The sequence below is a fragment of the Streptomyces sp. CY-1 genome (genome assembly GCF_047218265.1).
GTDB classification, from domain to species: Bacteria; Actinomycetota; Actinomycetes; order Streptomycetales; family Streptomycetaceae; genus Streptomyces; species Streptomyces niphimycinicus.
In genome coordinates this window covers 9,006,336-9,020,152 of the sequence record NZ_CP178393.1, presented here as the reverse complement: position 1 = coordinate 9,020,152, position 13,817 = coordinate 9,006,336, and the positions used below count along the sequence as shown (strand labels likewise).

Here is a 13,817-nt window from a genome sequence, read left to right as displayed (position 1 = left end):
CCGGGCGGCCACCCGCGAGGATAATGCGCCACATGGGCAAGGTGTACGAACGCATCGACGGCAGACTCCGCACCTTCATCGAAGAACAGAAGATCTTCTTCACCGCCACCGCCCCGCTGGACGGGGACGGCACGGTGAACCTCTCCCCGAAGGGGCTCACCGGCTCCTTCGCCGTACTCGACGAACTGACCGTGGGCTACCTGGACTTCGCGGGGAGCAACGCGGAGACCATCGCCCATCTGCGGGAGAACGGCAGGATCACCCTGATGTGGTGCGCCTTCACCGGCCCGCCGAACATCGTGCGGGTGCATGGCCGGGGCGAGCCGGTGTTCCGTGACGATCCGCGCTTCGGCGCGCTGCTGAAGCACTTCCCGGGCATCGACATGGACGCCCACGGGCTGCGGGCGGTCATCGTGGTGACGGCCGAGCTGATCCGGGACACCTGCGGCTACGCGGTCCCCTTCATGGACTATCGCGAGGAGCGCACACTGCACGGCGACCGCTTCCGGCGGGAGGACGACGCGTCGCTGGACCGCTACTTCCACAAGAAGGAGCACATCGCCAGCAGCATCGACGGTCTGCCGGGGCTTCCGCTGCCGCTGCCGCCTCTCGGCTCACCATAGTGGGTGTAGTGACCACATAACGAGACGGTGTTGCGGAAGGTGCCTCCGGAAGCGTTCGATCACGCGGTGCGATCCGAATCGAAGAGCTCCGCGGCGGACCCCTCGACGACGGCGGCGCAGGCGCCCTCGCCGTCGCCGGAGTCCACCTCCGCCGACCGGGCGGCCCGGCGGGCCGTCACCGTCTTCCCCATCCTGGTCCTCGCCGCCGGGGCGGCGGGCCTCACCACGCCCGGCACCTTCAGCGGCTGGGCACCGAATGTGCCGTATCTGCTCGGCGTGATCATGTTCTGCATGGGGCTGACCATGACCCCGCAGGACTTCTCGGGTGTGGTCAAGCGGCCGTGGGCGGTGGCCCTTGGCCTGGTCGCGCACTATGTGATCATGCCGGGGCTGGGGTGGCTGATCGCCAACGCCCTCGGTCTCTCCCCGCAGTTGGCGGCCGGAGTCATCCTGGTCGGCTGTGCGCCGAGCGGAACCGCCTCGAATGTGGTCACCTATCTGGCACGCGGCGATGTGGCCCTGTCGGTCTCGGTCGCCACCGTCTCCACGGTGCTCGCGCCCCTGGTCACCCCGCCGCTGACGCTGCTGCTGGCCGGGGAGTTCCTGCCGGTGGACGCGGGGTCGATGGTCACCGACATCCTCAAGACCGTGCTGCTGCCGGTGATCGGGGGCCTGGTCGTACGGCTGGTCGCCGGGCGGTACATCCACCGGGTGCTGGGGCTGCTGCCCTGGCTGTCCGCCGTCACCATCGGCGTGATCGTCGCGGTCGTGGTGGCCGCCAGCGCGGACGCCATCAAGTCGGCGGCGGCCCTGGTGCTGCTCGCCGTGGTGCTCCACAACGGGCTCGGCCTGGCGCTGGGATACGGCGCCGGGAAGGTGGCCCGGCTGGGCGCGCCCGCCAGCCGGGCCATGGCCTTCGAGGTCGGCATGCAGAACTCCGGGCTCGCCGCCTCCCTGGCCGCCGCCCACTTCAGCCCGCTGGCGGCGCTTCCGGCCGCCGTGTTCTCCGTCTGGCACAACGTTTCGGGCGCGGTGGTGGCGGCCTGGATGTCGTACCGGGCGCGCGGGGCGGAGAAGTCGGCGAGCGCCTAGGGGGTCTCCGGGCGGTTTTCCCCTCCCCGCCCTTTCCCGCTACCAGGGGCTCCGCCCCCTGGACCCCGGCGCCTGGGGCAGAGCCCCACCACGCGGCGGAGCCGCACATCGACACGGCCCCGCGCCCAAACGGGGCGCCTCAGCGTTCCTTCTGGGCCAGGCGCAGCAGATGGTCCGCCAACTGCTGGCCGCCCACCGGGTCGCGGCTGATCAGCATGAGGGTGTCGTCGCCCGCGATGGTGCCGAGGATGTCGTGCAGCTCCGCCGAGTCGATGGCCGAGGCGAGGAACTGGGCGGCGCCCGGTGGGGTGCGCAGCACCACGAGGTTGGCCGACGCCTCCGCCGAGATCAGCAGCTCGGCCGCCAGCCGGGCCATCCGCGCCTCGCTCGCCGACTCGCCGAGCGGGGCGCGCGGCGTGCGGTCGCCGCCCTCGCTCGGCACCGCGTAGATCAGCTCGCCGCCGGTGTTGCGGATCTTCACCGCGCCCAGCTCGTCCAGGTCCCGGGAGAGCGTCGCCTGGGTGACGGAGAGCCCGTCGTCGGCGAGCAGCTTGGCGAGCTGGCTCTGGGAGCGCACGGCCTGCCGGTTCAGGATGTCCACGATCCGGCGGTGGCGTGCGGTGCGGGTCTGCGGCACGGCCGGTCCGCCGTGGTTGGCGTCCTGCACGTCGGTGTGCTGCGCGTCGGTGTGCTGCGCCTCGGTCATCGGTGTCGTCAGTCTCCGGCTCGTCGTTCCCCGTCACCCTCGCGTGCGGCGTCCAGAACGGCGGGCAGCTCCCGGAGGAAGGTGTCCACTTCCTCGTCGGCGATGACGAGCGGCGGGGCGAGCCGGACCACATCCGGCGCGACCGCGTTCACCAGGAGTCCCGCGTCCTGAGCCGCCTGCTGCACCTGCGGTGCGAGGGACTCTGTGAGCACGATACCGAGCAGCAGCCCGGCGCCGCGGACCCGGGCTACCAGAGAGTGGTCGAGCGATTCGATTCCGTTACGCAGCCGCTCCCCCGCCCGCTTGACCCGGTCCAGGATGCCGTCGGCGGCGATCGTGTCGAGGACGGCGAGCGCGGCGGCGCAGGCGACGGGGTTTCCGCCGAAGGTCGATCCGTGCTGACCCGGGGTCAGCAGGTCGGCCGCGGGCCCGAAGGCGAGGGTGGCGCCGATGGGCAGCCCGGCGCCGAGCCCCTTGGCGAGGGTGACGACATCGGGCTCGACGCCCTGCGCCTGGTGCTCGAACCAGTGCCCGGTCCGCCCGATGCCGGTCTGGATCTCGTCGAGCACCAGCAGGGTGCCGGTGGCCCGGGTGATCTCCCGCGCCGCCGCCAGATAGCCGGCCGGCGGCACGACGACGCCGTTCTCGCCCTGGATGGGCTCCACGATGACGAGGGCGGTGTCGGTGGTGACGGCCACGCGCAGCGCCGCCACGTCCCCGTACGGCACATGCGTGACGTCGCCGGGCAGCGGAAGGAACGGCTCCTGCTTGGCGGGCTGGCCGGTCAGCGCGAGGGCGCCCATGGTGCGGCCGTGGAAGCCGCCGGTGGTGGCCACCATATGGGTGCGCCCGGTGCGCCGCCCGATCTTGACGGCGGCCTCGACCGCCTCCGCGCCGGAGTTGGAGAAGTACACGCGTCCGGAGCGGCCGAAGAGCTGGAGCAGCCGCTCGGCGAGCGCCACCGGGGGCTCGGCGACGAAGAGGTTGGAGACATGGCCGAGGGTGGCGATCTGGTCGGACACGGCCCGGACGACGGCGGGGTGGGCATGGCCGAGGGAGTTGACGGCGATACCGCCGACGAAGTCGAGGTATTCGGTGCCGTCCGCGTCCCAGACCTTGGTGCCCTTGCCGTGGGTGAGCGGGAGGCGGGGGGTGCCGTAGTTGTCCATGAGCGCCCCCTGCCAGCGCTGCTTCAGCTCCGCGTTGCTCACTGGTCCTCCCCCTGGTTGTCCTGGTGACCCTTGTCCTGCTGGTCGATCACGGTCCCGTCCGGCAGGACCATCGTGCCGATGCCCTCGTCGGTGAAGATCTCCAGCAGGATGGCGTGCGGTACGCGTCCGTCCAGCACACGGGCGGTGGTGACCCCGTGGCGCACGGCGTACAGACAGCCCTCCATCTTCGGCACCATGCCGCTGGCCAGCTCCGGCAGCAGCTTCTCGAGCTGGCTCGCGGTGAGCTTGCTGATCACATCGTCGCTGTTGGGCCAGTCGGCGTAGAGGCCCTCGACATCGGTGAGCACCACCAGCGTCTCGGCGCCCAGCGCGACGGCGAGGGCGGCGGCGGCCGTATCGGCGTTGACGTTGTAAACTTGGGCCCTTTCATCAAAATCGTCGGCGCTGCGGGCGATGGAGGAGACGACCGGGATCCGGCCGTCGTCCAGCAGGGCCTGGACCGCGCCGGTGTCGATCTCGGTGATCTGGCCGACCCGGCCGATGTCCACCTGTTCGCCGTCGATCTCGGCGAAGTGCTTGGTGGCGGACATCAGATGCGCGTCCTCACCGGTCATGCCGACGGCGAGCGGGCCGTGCCGGTTGAGCAGCCCGACCAGTTCGCGCTGGACCTGTCCGGCCAGCACCATCCGTACGACGTCCATGGCGTCGTCGGTGGTGACCCGCAGTCCGGCCTTGAACTCGCTGACCAGACCGTGCCGGTCGAGCTGCGCGCTGATCTGGGGGCCGCCGCCGTGGACGACGACGGGGCGCAGGCCCGCGTGGCGCAGGAAGACGACGTCCTGGGCGAAGGCGGCCTTCAGCTCGTCGTCGACCATGGCGTTGCCGCCGAATTTGATCACCACGGTCTTGCCGTGGTGCCGGGTCAGCCAGGGCAGTGCCTCGATGAGGATGCGGGCCTTGGGCAGGGCGGTGTGTTTCCGGGCGGTCGGCTCGCTCATGACGAATACGCGCTGTTCTCGTGGACGTAGTCGGCGGTCAGGTCGTTGGTCCAGATGACCGCCGAGGCGCCGCCCGCCGCCAGGTCGGCGGTGATGCGGACCTCTCGGTAGCGCATGTCGACCAGTTCGCGGTCCTCGCCCACCGAGCCGTTCTTGCACACCCAGACGTCGTTGATCGCGACGTTGAGCTGGTCCGGTTCGAAGGTGGCCGAGGTGGTGCCGATCGCGGAGAGCACTCGGCCCCAGTTGGGGTCCTCGCCGTGCACGGCGCACTTGAGGAGGTTGTTACGGGCGATGGAGCGGCCCACCTCCACGGCGTCGTCCTCGGTGGCCGCGCCCACGACCTCGATCCGGATGTCCTTGGAGGCACCCTCGGCGTCCCCGATCAACTGGCGGGCGAGATCGGCGCAGACCTCGCGGACCGCCTCGGCGAACTCGGCGGCCTCGGGCGTGACCCCGGAGGCGCCGGAGGCCATCAGCAGCACCATGTCGTTGGTGGACATGCAGCCGTCGGAGTCGATCCGGTCGAAGGTGGTGCGGGTGGCCACGCGCAGCGCGGTGTCCAGCCCGGGGGCGTCCACATCGGCGTCGGTGGTGAGGACGACGAGCATGGTGGCCAGCCCCGGGGCCAGCATCCCGGCGCCCTTGGCCATACCGCCGACGGTCCAGCCGGCGGGGCTCTGCGCGACGGCCGTCTTGTGCACGGTGTCGGTGGTCCTGATGGCGATGGCGGCCTTCTCGCCGCCGTGCGGGGAGAGCGCCTCGGCGGCCTTGCCGATCCCGGACAGCACCGCGTCCATGGGCAGCCGGACGCCGATGAGTCCGGTGGAGGCGACGGCGATCTCGCCCGCGCTGTGGCCGAGGGCGTCCGCGACCTTCTCGGCGGTGGCGTGGGTGTCCTGGAAGCCCAGGGGGCCGGTGCAGGCGTTGGCGCCACCGGAGTTGAGGACGACGGCCGAGACCTGGCCGCCCTTGAGGACCTGCTCGGACCACAGGACGGGGGCGGCCTTGACGCGGTTGGAGGTGAAGACGGCCGCGGCGTCGAGGCGCGGGCCGGTGTTCACGACGAGTGCGAGGTCGGGGTTTCCGTTCTCCTTGATGCCTGCCGCGACGCCGGCGGCCGTGAAGCCCTGGGCTGCCGTAACGCTCATGGAGCGACTCCGATCGTGGAAAGTCCCAGCTCCTCGGGGAGGCCGAGGGCGATGTTCATGCTCTGCACCGCGCCACCGGCGGTGCCCTTGGTGAGGTTGTCGATGGCGCTGATCACGATGGCGCGGCCGGCCGCCTCGTCATGGGCGACCTGGAGCAGCGCGGCGTTGGATCCGTGGACGGCGGCGGTGGCGGGCCACTGGCCCTCGGGGAGGAGGGTGACGAACGGCTCGTCCCGCAGCGCCTTCTCGTACGCGGCGCGCAGGCTCTCCCCGGTCACCCCGGGCCGGGCCTTGGCACTGCACGTGGCGAGGATGCCGCGGGGCATCGGGGCGAGGGTCGGGGTGAAGGAGACCGAGACCCGCTCCCCCGCCGCGGCCGACAGGTTCTGGATCATCTCGGGGGTGTGCCGGTGGCCGCCGCCGACGCCGTACGGGCTCATGGATCCCATGACCTCGCTGCCCAGCAGATGCGGCTTGGGCGCCTTGCCCGCGCCGGAGGTCCCGGAGGCGGCGACGATCACCGCCTCGGGCTCCAGCAGCCCCGCGGCGTACGCCGGGAAGAGCGCGAGGGAGACGGCGGTGGGATAGCAGCCCGGAACCGCGATGCGCTTGGTCCCCTCCAGCGCGGAGCGGGCCCCGGGCAGCTCGGGGAGGCCATAGGGCCAGGTGCCGGCGTGCGGCGAGCCGTAGAACTTCTCCCAGTCCGCCGCGTCCTTCAGCCGGAAGTCGGCGCCGCAGTCGATGACCAGCACCTGGTCGCCGAGCTGCTCGGCCACGGCGGCGGACTGTCCGTGCGGCAGCGCCAGGAAGACCACGTCATGTCCGGCCAGCGCCTCCGCGGTGGTGGGCTCAAGCACTCGCCCGGCCAGCGGAAGCAGATGGGGCTGGAGCCCGGCGAGGGGCTGCCCGGCGTTGGAGTTGCCGGTCAGGGTGCCGATCTCCACCTCGGGGTGGGCGAGCAGCAGACGCAGCAGTTCGCCGCCCGCGTATCCGCTCGCGCCCGCCACCGCAGCACGTATGGCCATTGCCGTCTTCCTCCCTCACACGATGGCATGACTATACGATTGATCGCAGTGTTATGCAAAGCCCTCCCCGCCGCTCACGGTTCGTTTGCGGGACGTGAGTGAGACGTGAGTGCGGCGTTTCCAGAACGTCAGCGGCCCCGGGAAGAGTGGTGTTCACACCGCGGGACACCAAAGAAGGCTCCCGCACAAGGCGCAGGAGAAACCTGATCATGCGTACTTCCCGGATTCGTACCGCCGCGCTGGCCACCGTCACCGCCGCGCTGGCGCTGGGCCTGACCGCCTGCGGCGGCGCCGACGGCGACTCGAAGGCGGCGGGCGGCGACAAGGCCGCCGGTACCTCGCAGAGCCGGTCGGTGTCCAACGGGGACGCCAAGGGCGGCGCGGAGCAGGTCAAGAGCGGCGGTGACACCAAGACGGGCGAGCGCTCGACGACCGCCTCGGGCGGGTCGGACGAGCTCACGAACAAGGCCGCCACCGCCGCCCAGCAGTGCCGCGGCGACGAGATGATGGTCACCGCGGTGCACCAGCTCGCCGGGCAGCAGGGCGACCACCTGCTGATCACCGCGTCGAACGAGGGCGACAAGCCGTGCTGGGTCACCTCGTACCCGTCCGTGAAGCTCGACGGCGACGTCGACAGCGAGACACTCCCGCTTTCGAAGAAGGACGACACGGCCGGCGACAAGCGCATCACGCTCCGGCCCGGCGGCACGGCGTACAGCGCGGTGAACCTCTTCGACTACGGCTCGAAGAACCAGACGGCGCAGTCGTTCGCCATCGCGCTGCGCGGCGCGGACGGTCAGGACGGCCCCTTCTACTCCGTCGACTCCAAGGGCGAGCAGCCGGAGTTCCGCTGGAACGAGGCCGACGTGCTGAACTGGAGCACCGAGAAGCCGTACGACTTCTGACGGTCGCACCGCTCCGCTCAGCCCGGGCGCCTCGCGTCCACCGGGCCCAGGTCCGGGCGCTTGGCGGTGTGACCGTCGCCGGAGGAGCGGCCACGGAGGCGCCGGGTGAGCCAGGGGCCGAGGAAGGTGGCGGTCCAGCGCAGTTCGCCGGGGGCGGCGCGCCATCCGGTGGGCACGGGTGTCGCCAGCGGGGGCAGGGGATGGGTCCAGGTGTCGTCGGTGCCGGGCAGGCCGAGGGCGTGGGCGAGGGCGGCGGCGATGCGCTGATGGCCGAGGGGGCTGGCGTGCAGACGGTCGCTGCTCCACAGCCGGGGGTCGGCGACGACGGGGTGCCGGCTGGTTTCGGCGACGGTGACCCCGTGGCGCCCGGCGGCTTCGCGGATGCGCTGGTTCAGGGCGACGACGCGCGGGGCGAGGGGACGCGCCAGCGGGGTGATGCGGGCGGGGTCGGGGAAGGTGAGCGTGGCCACGCGGGCGCCCTGGGCGGTGAGCGCGGCGAACATCGCCTCCAGGTGGTGGGCGACATGGTCGGCGTCGAAGCGGGGGCGCAGCAGGTCGTTGACCCCGGCGACGACGGTGGCCAGGTCGGGGCGGAGGGACAGCGCGGGTGCGAGCTGCTCGGTGTGGACCTGCGCGGCCAGGCGGCCCCGTACGGCGAGGTTGGCGTAGGAGAGGCCCGGGTTGTGGTGGGCGAGGTGTTCCGCGAGGCGGTCGGCGAAGCCGCGCAGACCGGTGGCCTCGTCGCCGTCGCCCAGCCCCTCGGTCTGGCTGTCGCCCAGCGCGACATAGCGGCGGTAGGGCACGTCAGTGCCGGGCATGGGTGTGCTCCCTCTGTCGCAGGACCGTGATCGTGCGCTCGCACCAGTCGCGGTTGCCCTGTTCGAGGGCCAGACCGCGCAGACAGGTCAGATACGGGCCGATGGGGCGGCCGCGGCGAAGGAACTCCTCCTCGGCGAGGTCACCGCGGATCTTGCGCAGCAGCTTGCCGAAGAGGTCGATCTTGGCCTGGGCGAAGGCGGCCCGCTCGGTGAGCTGGCCGATCAGGGTCTCGGTGTCGACGTGGTCGGCGGCCTGGACCTTGACGAGCAGGTCGTCGCGGATGAAGGAGGGCTTCGCGAAGGCGGCCGTGAACTCCTCCAGCTCCGCCAGCCCGGCGTCGGTCACCCGGAACAGCCGCTTGGTGGGGCGGGTCTCCTGGGCCACCTCCCGGCCCGCGATGAGCCCGTCCTTCTCCAGACGGGTCAGCTCGGCGTAGAGCTGCTGCGGCTGGGCGTGCCAGAAGTTCGCCACGCCGATGTCGAACGCCTTGGTGAGCTGGTATCCGCTGAGCTCCCCCTCGAGCAGTGCTGCCAGCACGGCGTGCCGTAGGGCCATGGGACCGCCTCCTTCATGCCGCTGCCTTCATGCCTCTGCCGCCGGACACGGAACCATGGTAGTCATGAAAATGACTAATCACATCCATGACTAGCGAAGGTGGGGCCGCGATGAACGCTGCCGACCGTTTCCGTGCCGCCGTCGACGACAAGGACCTGACGGCCCTGGACGAGCTGTTCACCGAGGACATCCGCCTCTACAGCCCCGTCAAGTTCACCCCCTTCGAGGGCAAGCCGATGGTGCTGGGCCTCTTCGGGGTCCTGCTGCGCACCTTCGAGGACTTCCGTTACGTCGGCGACTACACCGGCACCGCGCGGACCAGCACCGACGGCACCTCCGCCGCGTCGGCGGTGCTGCTCTTCCGCGCCCGGGTGGGCGACAAGGAGATCCACGGCATCGACCTGCTGCACTTCGCCGACGACGGCCGGATCAAGGAGTTCACCGTCATGGTCCGGCCCCAGTCCGCCGTGCACGCCCTCGGCGAAGCGGTCCTCGCCGGGCTGGTCGAGGACGGTCTCGCACCGGCGCCCGCGGGCCGGTAGACGCACCTACGTGAGGTGGGGCCCCAGCCCTGCTGGAGCCCCACCTCACCGCATCGTCCGGCGGAACGGATCAGAAGCCGTTCGTCGTCCCCGGGAGTCCCGAAGGCGCGGGCAGGGGCAGCTTCTTGAAGCCCTGCTCGCGCTGTGACGCGGGCGTACGGCACGTCAGGTCCTGCGCCGGGAGACGGCCGGTGGACAGATAGCCGGTGGCCGACTTGTCCGCGCACGACTTGGTGTAGCCGTAGACGCCGTGGCCCTCGCCTCCGGCGACGGTGACCATCCGCGAGCCCTTCATGGCCCGGTGCATACCGCGACCGCTGGCCAGCGGCGTCTGCGAGTCCCACTCGTTCTGGAGGATCAGCGCGCCGACCTTGTTGTCGACCTTGGTGGCGGGCTCGCTGCCGTCCTTCTTCCAGAAGGCGCACGGCTTGATGGTGGATCCGAAGTCGCCGTACAGCGGATACTTCGCCTTGTCCCGCAGCGCGTCGCTACGGTACTGCTCGGGGTCGCGCGGCCAGTTGCGGGTGTCGGAGCAGACGACGGACCAGAAGGCGGCGGTGCCGTTGTCCGGGGCCGCGGCGCTGCCGAAGGCCGGCCGGCTGGGACGGCTGGGCGCCGTGGACTCGCCGGTGCGGGCCGGAGCCCCGTCGGCCGCCTTCTTCAGCCTGGCGATGGCCTCCGCGCCCTCGCGCACCGTGAAGAGCGAGGCCCGGATGCCGCCGCGGATGTCGTCACCGGTCAGCTTCTGGCCGTCGAGCTCGATCGGCTCACGGTCGGCCTGGGCGACGAGGTCCCAGAAGGTCTTGCGAACGGCCTCGGGGGTCTTGCCCAGTTTGTAGGTGCTGTGCCGCTGGGCGGTCCACTCGCTCCACCGCGTGAAGGCGGGTTCGGCGCCCTCGGCCCAGATCTGGATCATGCCGCGCCATATCCGCTCCGGGTCCACGGAGCTGTCCAGCACGAAGCGGTCGGCGCGCCGGGGGAACATCTGCGTGTAGACGGCGCCGAGGTAGGTGCCGTACGAGTACCCCAGGTAGGAGATCTTCTTCTCGCCCAGCACGGCCCGGATGACATCCATGTCGCGCGCGGTGTTCCGGGTGGTGATGTGGCGCAGCTTGTCGCCTTGTTCCTTGTCGCACTTCTCGGCGACGGTGCGCGCCCACTTCACGTCCCGGGTGAACGTCTCGTCCCGGTAGGGGCGTTCCCAGCTCTCCTCCTTGCCGGTCAGACCACAGGTGACGGGGGAACTCCGGCCGACCCCGCGGGGGTCGAAGCCGATGAGGTCGTACTTCCGCGTCACCGACTTCGGCAGCTCAGTGGCCAGCGAGAGCGGCATGCCGATGCCCGGGCCGCCAGGGCCGCCGGGGTTGAGCAGCAGCACACCGCGGCGCTCGGCCGCGGTGCTGGTCTTCATGCGCGATATCGCGAGATCGGTCTTCTTGCCGTCGGGGCGGCTGTAGTCCAGCGGGACCTTGATGGTGGCGCACCGGTAGGAGGCCGGAGTGTCGTCGGCGCAGCGGTGCCAGGCCGGCTTCTGACCGAGGTACGGCTCCAGGGGGTTGCCCGCGGCGGAGGCGGTGGCCGGGGCGAGGGCCGGTACCAGGGCCGCGAGGGTGCTCGCCGCCAGGACATGGACGAATGGTCTGGTTCGCACGTGGGGAGTCCTTATGGGCAGTCTGTGTTGTGACGCAATCACCCTTTCTCATGGGGCAGTTGAGGAGAAACCCTCGCTGGGATGGGATGCCCTACGCCGCTGGGGGTACGGACCGGCGGGCAAATGGCTCTGAAGTCTTACGCCATCGGCAGCAGGACAGGCCATGGCGGAGAAAACGCAGCGCCCCGGCCGGAGAGTTCCGGCCGGGGCGCAGCGGTGCGCCGGGGCGTCAGCCGAGGGTGGCGAGGGCCTGGTTGAAGGTCGCGGACGGGCGCATGACCGCCGCGGCCTTGGCCGTGTTCGGCTGGTAGTAGCCGCCGATGTCGGCCGGGGAGCCCTGGACGGCGAGCAGCTCGTCGACGATGGTCTGCTCCTGGGCGGTGAGCACCTCGGCGAGCTGGGCGAACGCCTTGGCCAGGGCCGCGTCGTCGGTCTGCCGGGCCAGCTCCTGGGCCCAGTACAGGGCCAGGTAGAAGTGGCTGCCGCGGTTGTCGATACCGCCGACGCGACGGCTGGGCGACTTGTTCTCGGCGAGGAAGGAGCCGGTCGCCCGGTCCAGGGTGTCGGCGAGGACCTGGGCCCGCGCGTTGCCCGTCTTCTGCGCGAGGTGCTCGAAGCTGACCGCGAGGGCGAGGAACTCGCCCAGGCTGTCCCAGCGCAGGTAGTTCTCCTTGACGAGCTGCTGGACGTGCTTGGGCGCCGAGCCGCCCGCGCCGGTCTCGAACAGCCCGCCGCCGTTGATCAGCGGGACGACCGAGAGCATCTTGGCGCTGGTGCCCAGCTCCAGGATCGGGAACAGGTCGGTCAGGTAGTCACGCAGGACGTTGCCGGTGACCGAGATCGTGTTCTCGCCGCGGCGGATCCGCTCGAGCGAGAGCTTGATCGCGTCGACCGGCGAGAGGATCTTGATGTCCAGGCCCTCGGTGTCGTGCTCGGGCAGGTACGCCTTGACCTTCTCGATGAGGTTGGCGTCGTGGGCACGGCCCTCGTCGAGCCAGAAGACGGCCGGGTCGCCGGTGGCGCGGGCGCGGGTGACGGCCAGCTTGACCCAGTCCTTGATCGGCACGTCCTTGGTCTGGCACATCCGGAAGATGTCACCGGCGCCGACGACCTGCTCGATGACCACGTTGCCCGCCGCGTCCAGGACGCGGACGGTGCCCGTGGTGGGGATCTCGAAGGTCTTGTCGTGGCTGCCGTACTCCTCGGCCTTCTGCGCCATCAGGCCGACGTTGGGCACCGAGCCCATCGTGGCCGGGTCGAAGGCGCCATTGGCGCGGCAGTCGTCGAGGACGGCCTGGTAGATCCCGGCGTAGCTGCTGTCCGGGATCACCGCGAGGGTGTCGTGCTCCTCGCCGTCCGGGCCCCACATGTGGCCGGAGGTGCGGATCATGGCCGGCATGGAGGCGTCGACGATGACGTCGGACGGCACATGCAGGTTGGTGATGCCGCGGTCGGAGTCGACCATGGCCAGCTCCGGGCCCTCGGCCAGCTCGGCGTCGAAGGACGCCTTGATCGCCGCGCCCTCGGGCAGGGCCTCCAGGCCCTTGAGAATGCCGCCCAGACCGTCGTTCGGGGTCAGCCCGGCGGCGGCGAGCGCCTCACCGTGCTCGGCGAAGGTCTTGGGGAAGAAGGCCCGTACGGCGTGGCCGAAGACGATCGGGTCGGAGACCTTCATCATCGTGGCCTTCAGGTGCAGCGAGAACAGCACGCCCTCCGCCTTGGCGCGGCCGACCTGCGCCGAGAGGAACTCGCGCAGCGCCGCGACGCGCATCACGGAGGCGTCCACGACCTCGCCCGCCAGCACCGGCACCGACTCGCGCAGCACGGTGGTGGAGCCGTCGTCGCCCGCCAGCTCGATGCGCAGCGAACCGGCCTCCTGGATCACCGCGGACTTCTCGGTGGAGCGGAAGTCGTCGGTGTCCATATGGGCCACATTGGTCTTGGAATCGGCCGTCCAGGCGCCCATGCGGTGCGGGTTCGCCTTGGCGTAGTTCTTCACCGAGGCGGGGGCGCGGCGGTCGGAGTTGCCCTCGCGCAGCACCGGGTTCACGGCGGAGCCCTTGACCTTGTCGTAACGGGCGCGGATCTCCCGCTCCTCGTCGGTCTTCGGGTCGTCCGGGTAGTCCGGCAGCGCGTAGCCCTGCTCCTGGAGCTCGGCGACCGCGGCCTTGAGCTGCGGGATCGAGGCCGAGATGTTCGGCAGCTTGATGATGTTGGCTTCAGGGGTCTTGGCAAGGTCACCGAGCTCGGCGAGGGCGTCGGGGATGCGCTGGCCCTCTTCGAGGTGCTCCGGGAACTGGGCGATGATCCGTCCCGCCAGAGAGATGTCCCGGCTCTCCACGGTGACCCCGGCCGTCGAGGCGTATGCCTCGATCACCGGCAGGAACGAGTACGTCGCGAGGGCAGGGGCCTCGTCCGTGTGCGTATAGATGATGGTCGAGTCAGTCACCGGGTGCTCCGCTCCACGTCTGCAACATTGCTCGACATCAAGATATCTGGTGCCGGGCCCTTTCCCGAAAGGGCCCTGGGCAGAACGACGCGCCCTGGCCACCGCCCGCGGTTCCTGGGATCGTCCCGA

Annotated in this window: 13 protein-coding genes; 4 read left to right on the top strand and 9 right to left on the bottom strand. The window is 70.8% G+C overall.

Annotated features, from left to right (window positions below):
* The first annotated feature begins 32 nt into the window (after positions 1–32).
* Together ACK1X7_RS38710 and ACK1X7_RS38705 are read left to right on the top strand one after the other, a co-directional pair.
* Positions 33–623 (top strand): pyridoxamine 5'-phosphate oxidase family protein, encoded by a 591-nt coding sequence (locus ACK1X7_RS38710; RefSeq protein ID WP_385147827.1) that lies wholly within the window; start codon positions 33–35, stop codon positions 621–623.
* 66 nt (positions 624–689) lie between these two features.
* The gene (locus ACK1X7_RS38705; RefSeq protein ID WP_413116368.1) at positions 690–1,715 is read left to right on the top strand and encodes a bile acid:sodium symporter family protein; all 1,026 of its coding nucleotides are present in this window, start codon (positions 690–692) and stop codon (positions 1,713–1,715) included.
* A gap of 139 nt (positions 1,716–1,854) precedes the next feature.
* Here ACK1X7_RS38705 and ACK1X7_RS38700 read toward each other — a convergent pair whose 3' ends face one another.
* Genes ACK1X7_RS38700 through argC form a run of 5 tightly spaced genes read right to left on the bottom strand, consistent with a single transcriptional unit; the run spans position 1,855 to position 6,767 of the window.
* Positions 1,855–2,421 carry an arginine repressor gene (locus tag ACK1X7_RS38700; RefSeq protein WP_014056149.1) on the bottom strand — a complete coding sequence of 189 codons (567 nt, stop codon included), beginning with the start codon at positions 2,419–2,421 and terminating at the stop codon, positions 1,855–1,857.
* Between the two features lie 8 nt (positions 2,422–2,429).
* A complete protein-coding gene (locus ACK1X7_RS38695; protein ID WP_413116367.1) occupies positions 2,430–3,632 on the bottom strand; it encodes an acetylornithine transaminase in 1,203 nt (400 codons plus the stop codon).
* Positions 3,629–4,591, bottom strand: a complete 963-nt coding sequence (gene argB, locus ACK1X7_RS38690; RefSeq protein ID WP_385147819.1) for an acetylglutamate kinase — start codon at positions 4,589–4,591, stop codon at positions 3,629–3,631. The genes ACK1X7_RS38695 and argB overlap by 4 nt, the downstream gene beginning before the upstream one ends.
* Positions 4,588–5,742: a bifunctional glutamate N-acetyltransferase/amino-acid acetyltransferase ArgJ gene (argJ, locus tag ACK1X7_RS38685; protein ID WP_385147816.1), complete on the bottom strand. Its 1,155-nt coding sequence runs from the start codon at positions 5,740–5,742 to the stop codon at positions 4,588–4,590. The genes argB and argJ overlap by 4 nt, the downstream gene beginning before the upstream one ends.
* On the bottom strand, positions 5,739–6,767 hold the full coding sequence (gene argC, locus ACK1X7_RS38680) for an N-acetyl-gamma-glutamyl-phosphate reductase (protein ID WP_398159708.1): 1,029 nt from the start codon (positions 6,765–6,767) through the stop codon (positions 5,739–5,741). Before argC ends, argJ begins: the two co-directional genes overlap by 4 nt.
* A 209-nt stretch (positions 6,768–6,976) precedes the next feature.
* On the opposite strand from argC, the gene ACK1X7_RS38675 reads away from it, so the two are divergent.
* Positions 6,977–7,672, top strand: coding sequence for a DUF4232 domain-containing protein (locus ACK1X7_RS38675; RefSeq protein ID WP_390795325.1), 696 nt, complete (start codon positions 6,977–6,979; stop codon positions 7,670–7,672).
* A 17-nt stretch (positions 7,673–7,689) separates the two neighbouring features.
* Here ACK1X7_RS38675 and ACK1X7_RS38670 read toward each other — a convergent pair whose 3' ends face one another.
* Both ACK1X7_RS38670 and ACK1X7_RS38665 read right to left on the bottom strand, forming a co-directional pair.
* Positions 7,690–8,490, bottom strand: coding sequence for an SGNH/GDSL hydrolase family protein (locus tag ACK1X7_RS38670; RefSeq protein ID WP_413116366.1), 801 nt, complete (start codon positions 8,488–8,490; stop codon positions 7,690–7,692).
* Complete coding sequence (locus ACK1X7_RS38665) at positions 8,477–9,046, bottom strand: PadR family transcriptional regulator (RefSeq protein WP_385147804.1); 570 nt, start codon at positions 9,044–9,046, stop codon at positions 8,477–8,479. The genes ACK1X7_RS38670 and ACK1X7_RS38665 overlap by 14 nt, the downstream gene beginning before the upstream one ends.
* A gap of 110 nt (positions 9,047–9,156) precedes the next feature.
* On the opposite strand from ACK1X7_RS38665, the gene ACK1X7_RS38660 reads away from it, so the two are divergent.
* On the top strand, positions 9,157–9,588 hold the full coding sequence (locus tag ACK1X7_RS38660) for a nuclear transport factor 2 family protein (protein WP_390795324.1): 432 nt from the start codon (positions 9,157–9,159) through the stop codon (positions 9,586–9,588).
* A 70-nt stretch (positions 9,589–9,658) separates the two neighbouring features.
* Here ACK1X7_RS38660 and ACK1X7_RS38655 read toward each other — a convergent pair whose 3' ends face one another.
* Together ACK1X7_RS38655 and ACK1X7_RS38650 are read right to left on the bottom strand one after the other, a co-directional pair.
* Entirely contained in the window at positions 9,659–11,239 is a 1,581-nt protein-coding gene (locus tag ACK1X7_RS38655; RefSeq protein WP_385147799.1) for an alpha/beta hydrolase, read from the bottom strand.
* 229 nt (positions 11,240–11,468) lie between these two features.
* Positions 11,469–13,688: an NADP-dependent isocitrate dehydrogenase gene (locus ACK1X7_RS38650; protein WP_385147796.1), complete on the bottom strand. Its 2,220-nt coding sequence runs from the start codon at positions 13,686–13,688 to the stop codon at positions 11,469–11,471.
* Positions 13,689–13,817 lie beyond the last annotated feature (129 nt).

What these genes read in the sequence shown, in the direction of transcription:
- ACK1X7_RS38710 (WP_385147827.1), top strand. Translation starts at nt 33, where the DNA reads ATGGGCAAGGTGTACGAACGCATCGACGGCAGACTCCGCACCTTCATC.
- ACK1X7_RS38700 (WP_014056149.1), bottom strand. Translation starts at nt 2,421, where the DNA reads ATGACCGAGGCGCAGCACACCGACGCGCAGCACACCGACGTGCAGGAC.
- argB (WP_385147819.1), bottom strand. Translation starts at nt 4,591, where the DNA reads ATGAGCGAGCCGACCGCCCGGAAACACACCGCCCTGCCCAAGGCCCGC.
- argJ (WP_385147816.1), bottom strand. Translation starts at nt 5,742, where the DNA reads ATGAGCGTTACGGCAGCCCAGGGCTTCACGGCCGCCGGCGTCGCGGCA.
- argC (WP_398159708.1), bottom strand. Translation starts at nt 6,767, where the DNA reads ATGGCCATACGTGCTGCGGTGGCGGGCGCGAGCGGATACGCGGGCGGC.
- ACK1X7_RS38675 (WP_390795325.1), top strand. Translation starts at nt 6,977, where the DNA reads ATGCGTACTTCCCGGATTCGTACCGCCGCGCTGGCCACCGTCACCGCC.
- ACK1X7_RS38670 (WP_413116366.1), bottom strand. Translation starts at nt 8,490, where the DNA reads ATGCCCGGCACTGACGTGCCCTACCGCCGCTATGTCGCGCTGGGCGAC.
- ACK1X7_RS38665 (WP_385147804.1), bottom strand. Translation starts at nt 9,046, where the DNA reads ATGGCCCTACGGCACGCCGTGCTGGCAGCACTGCTCGAGGGGGAGCTC.
- ACK1X7_RS38660 (WP_390795324.1), top strand. Translation starts at nt 9,157, where the DNA reads ATGAACGCTGCCGACCGTTTCCGTGCCGCCGTCGACGACAAGGACCTG.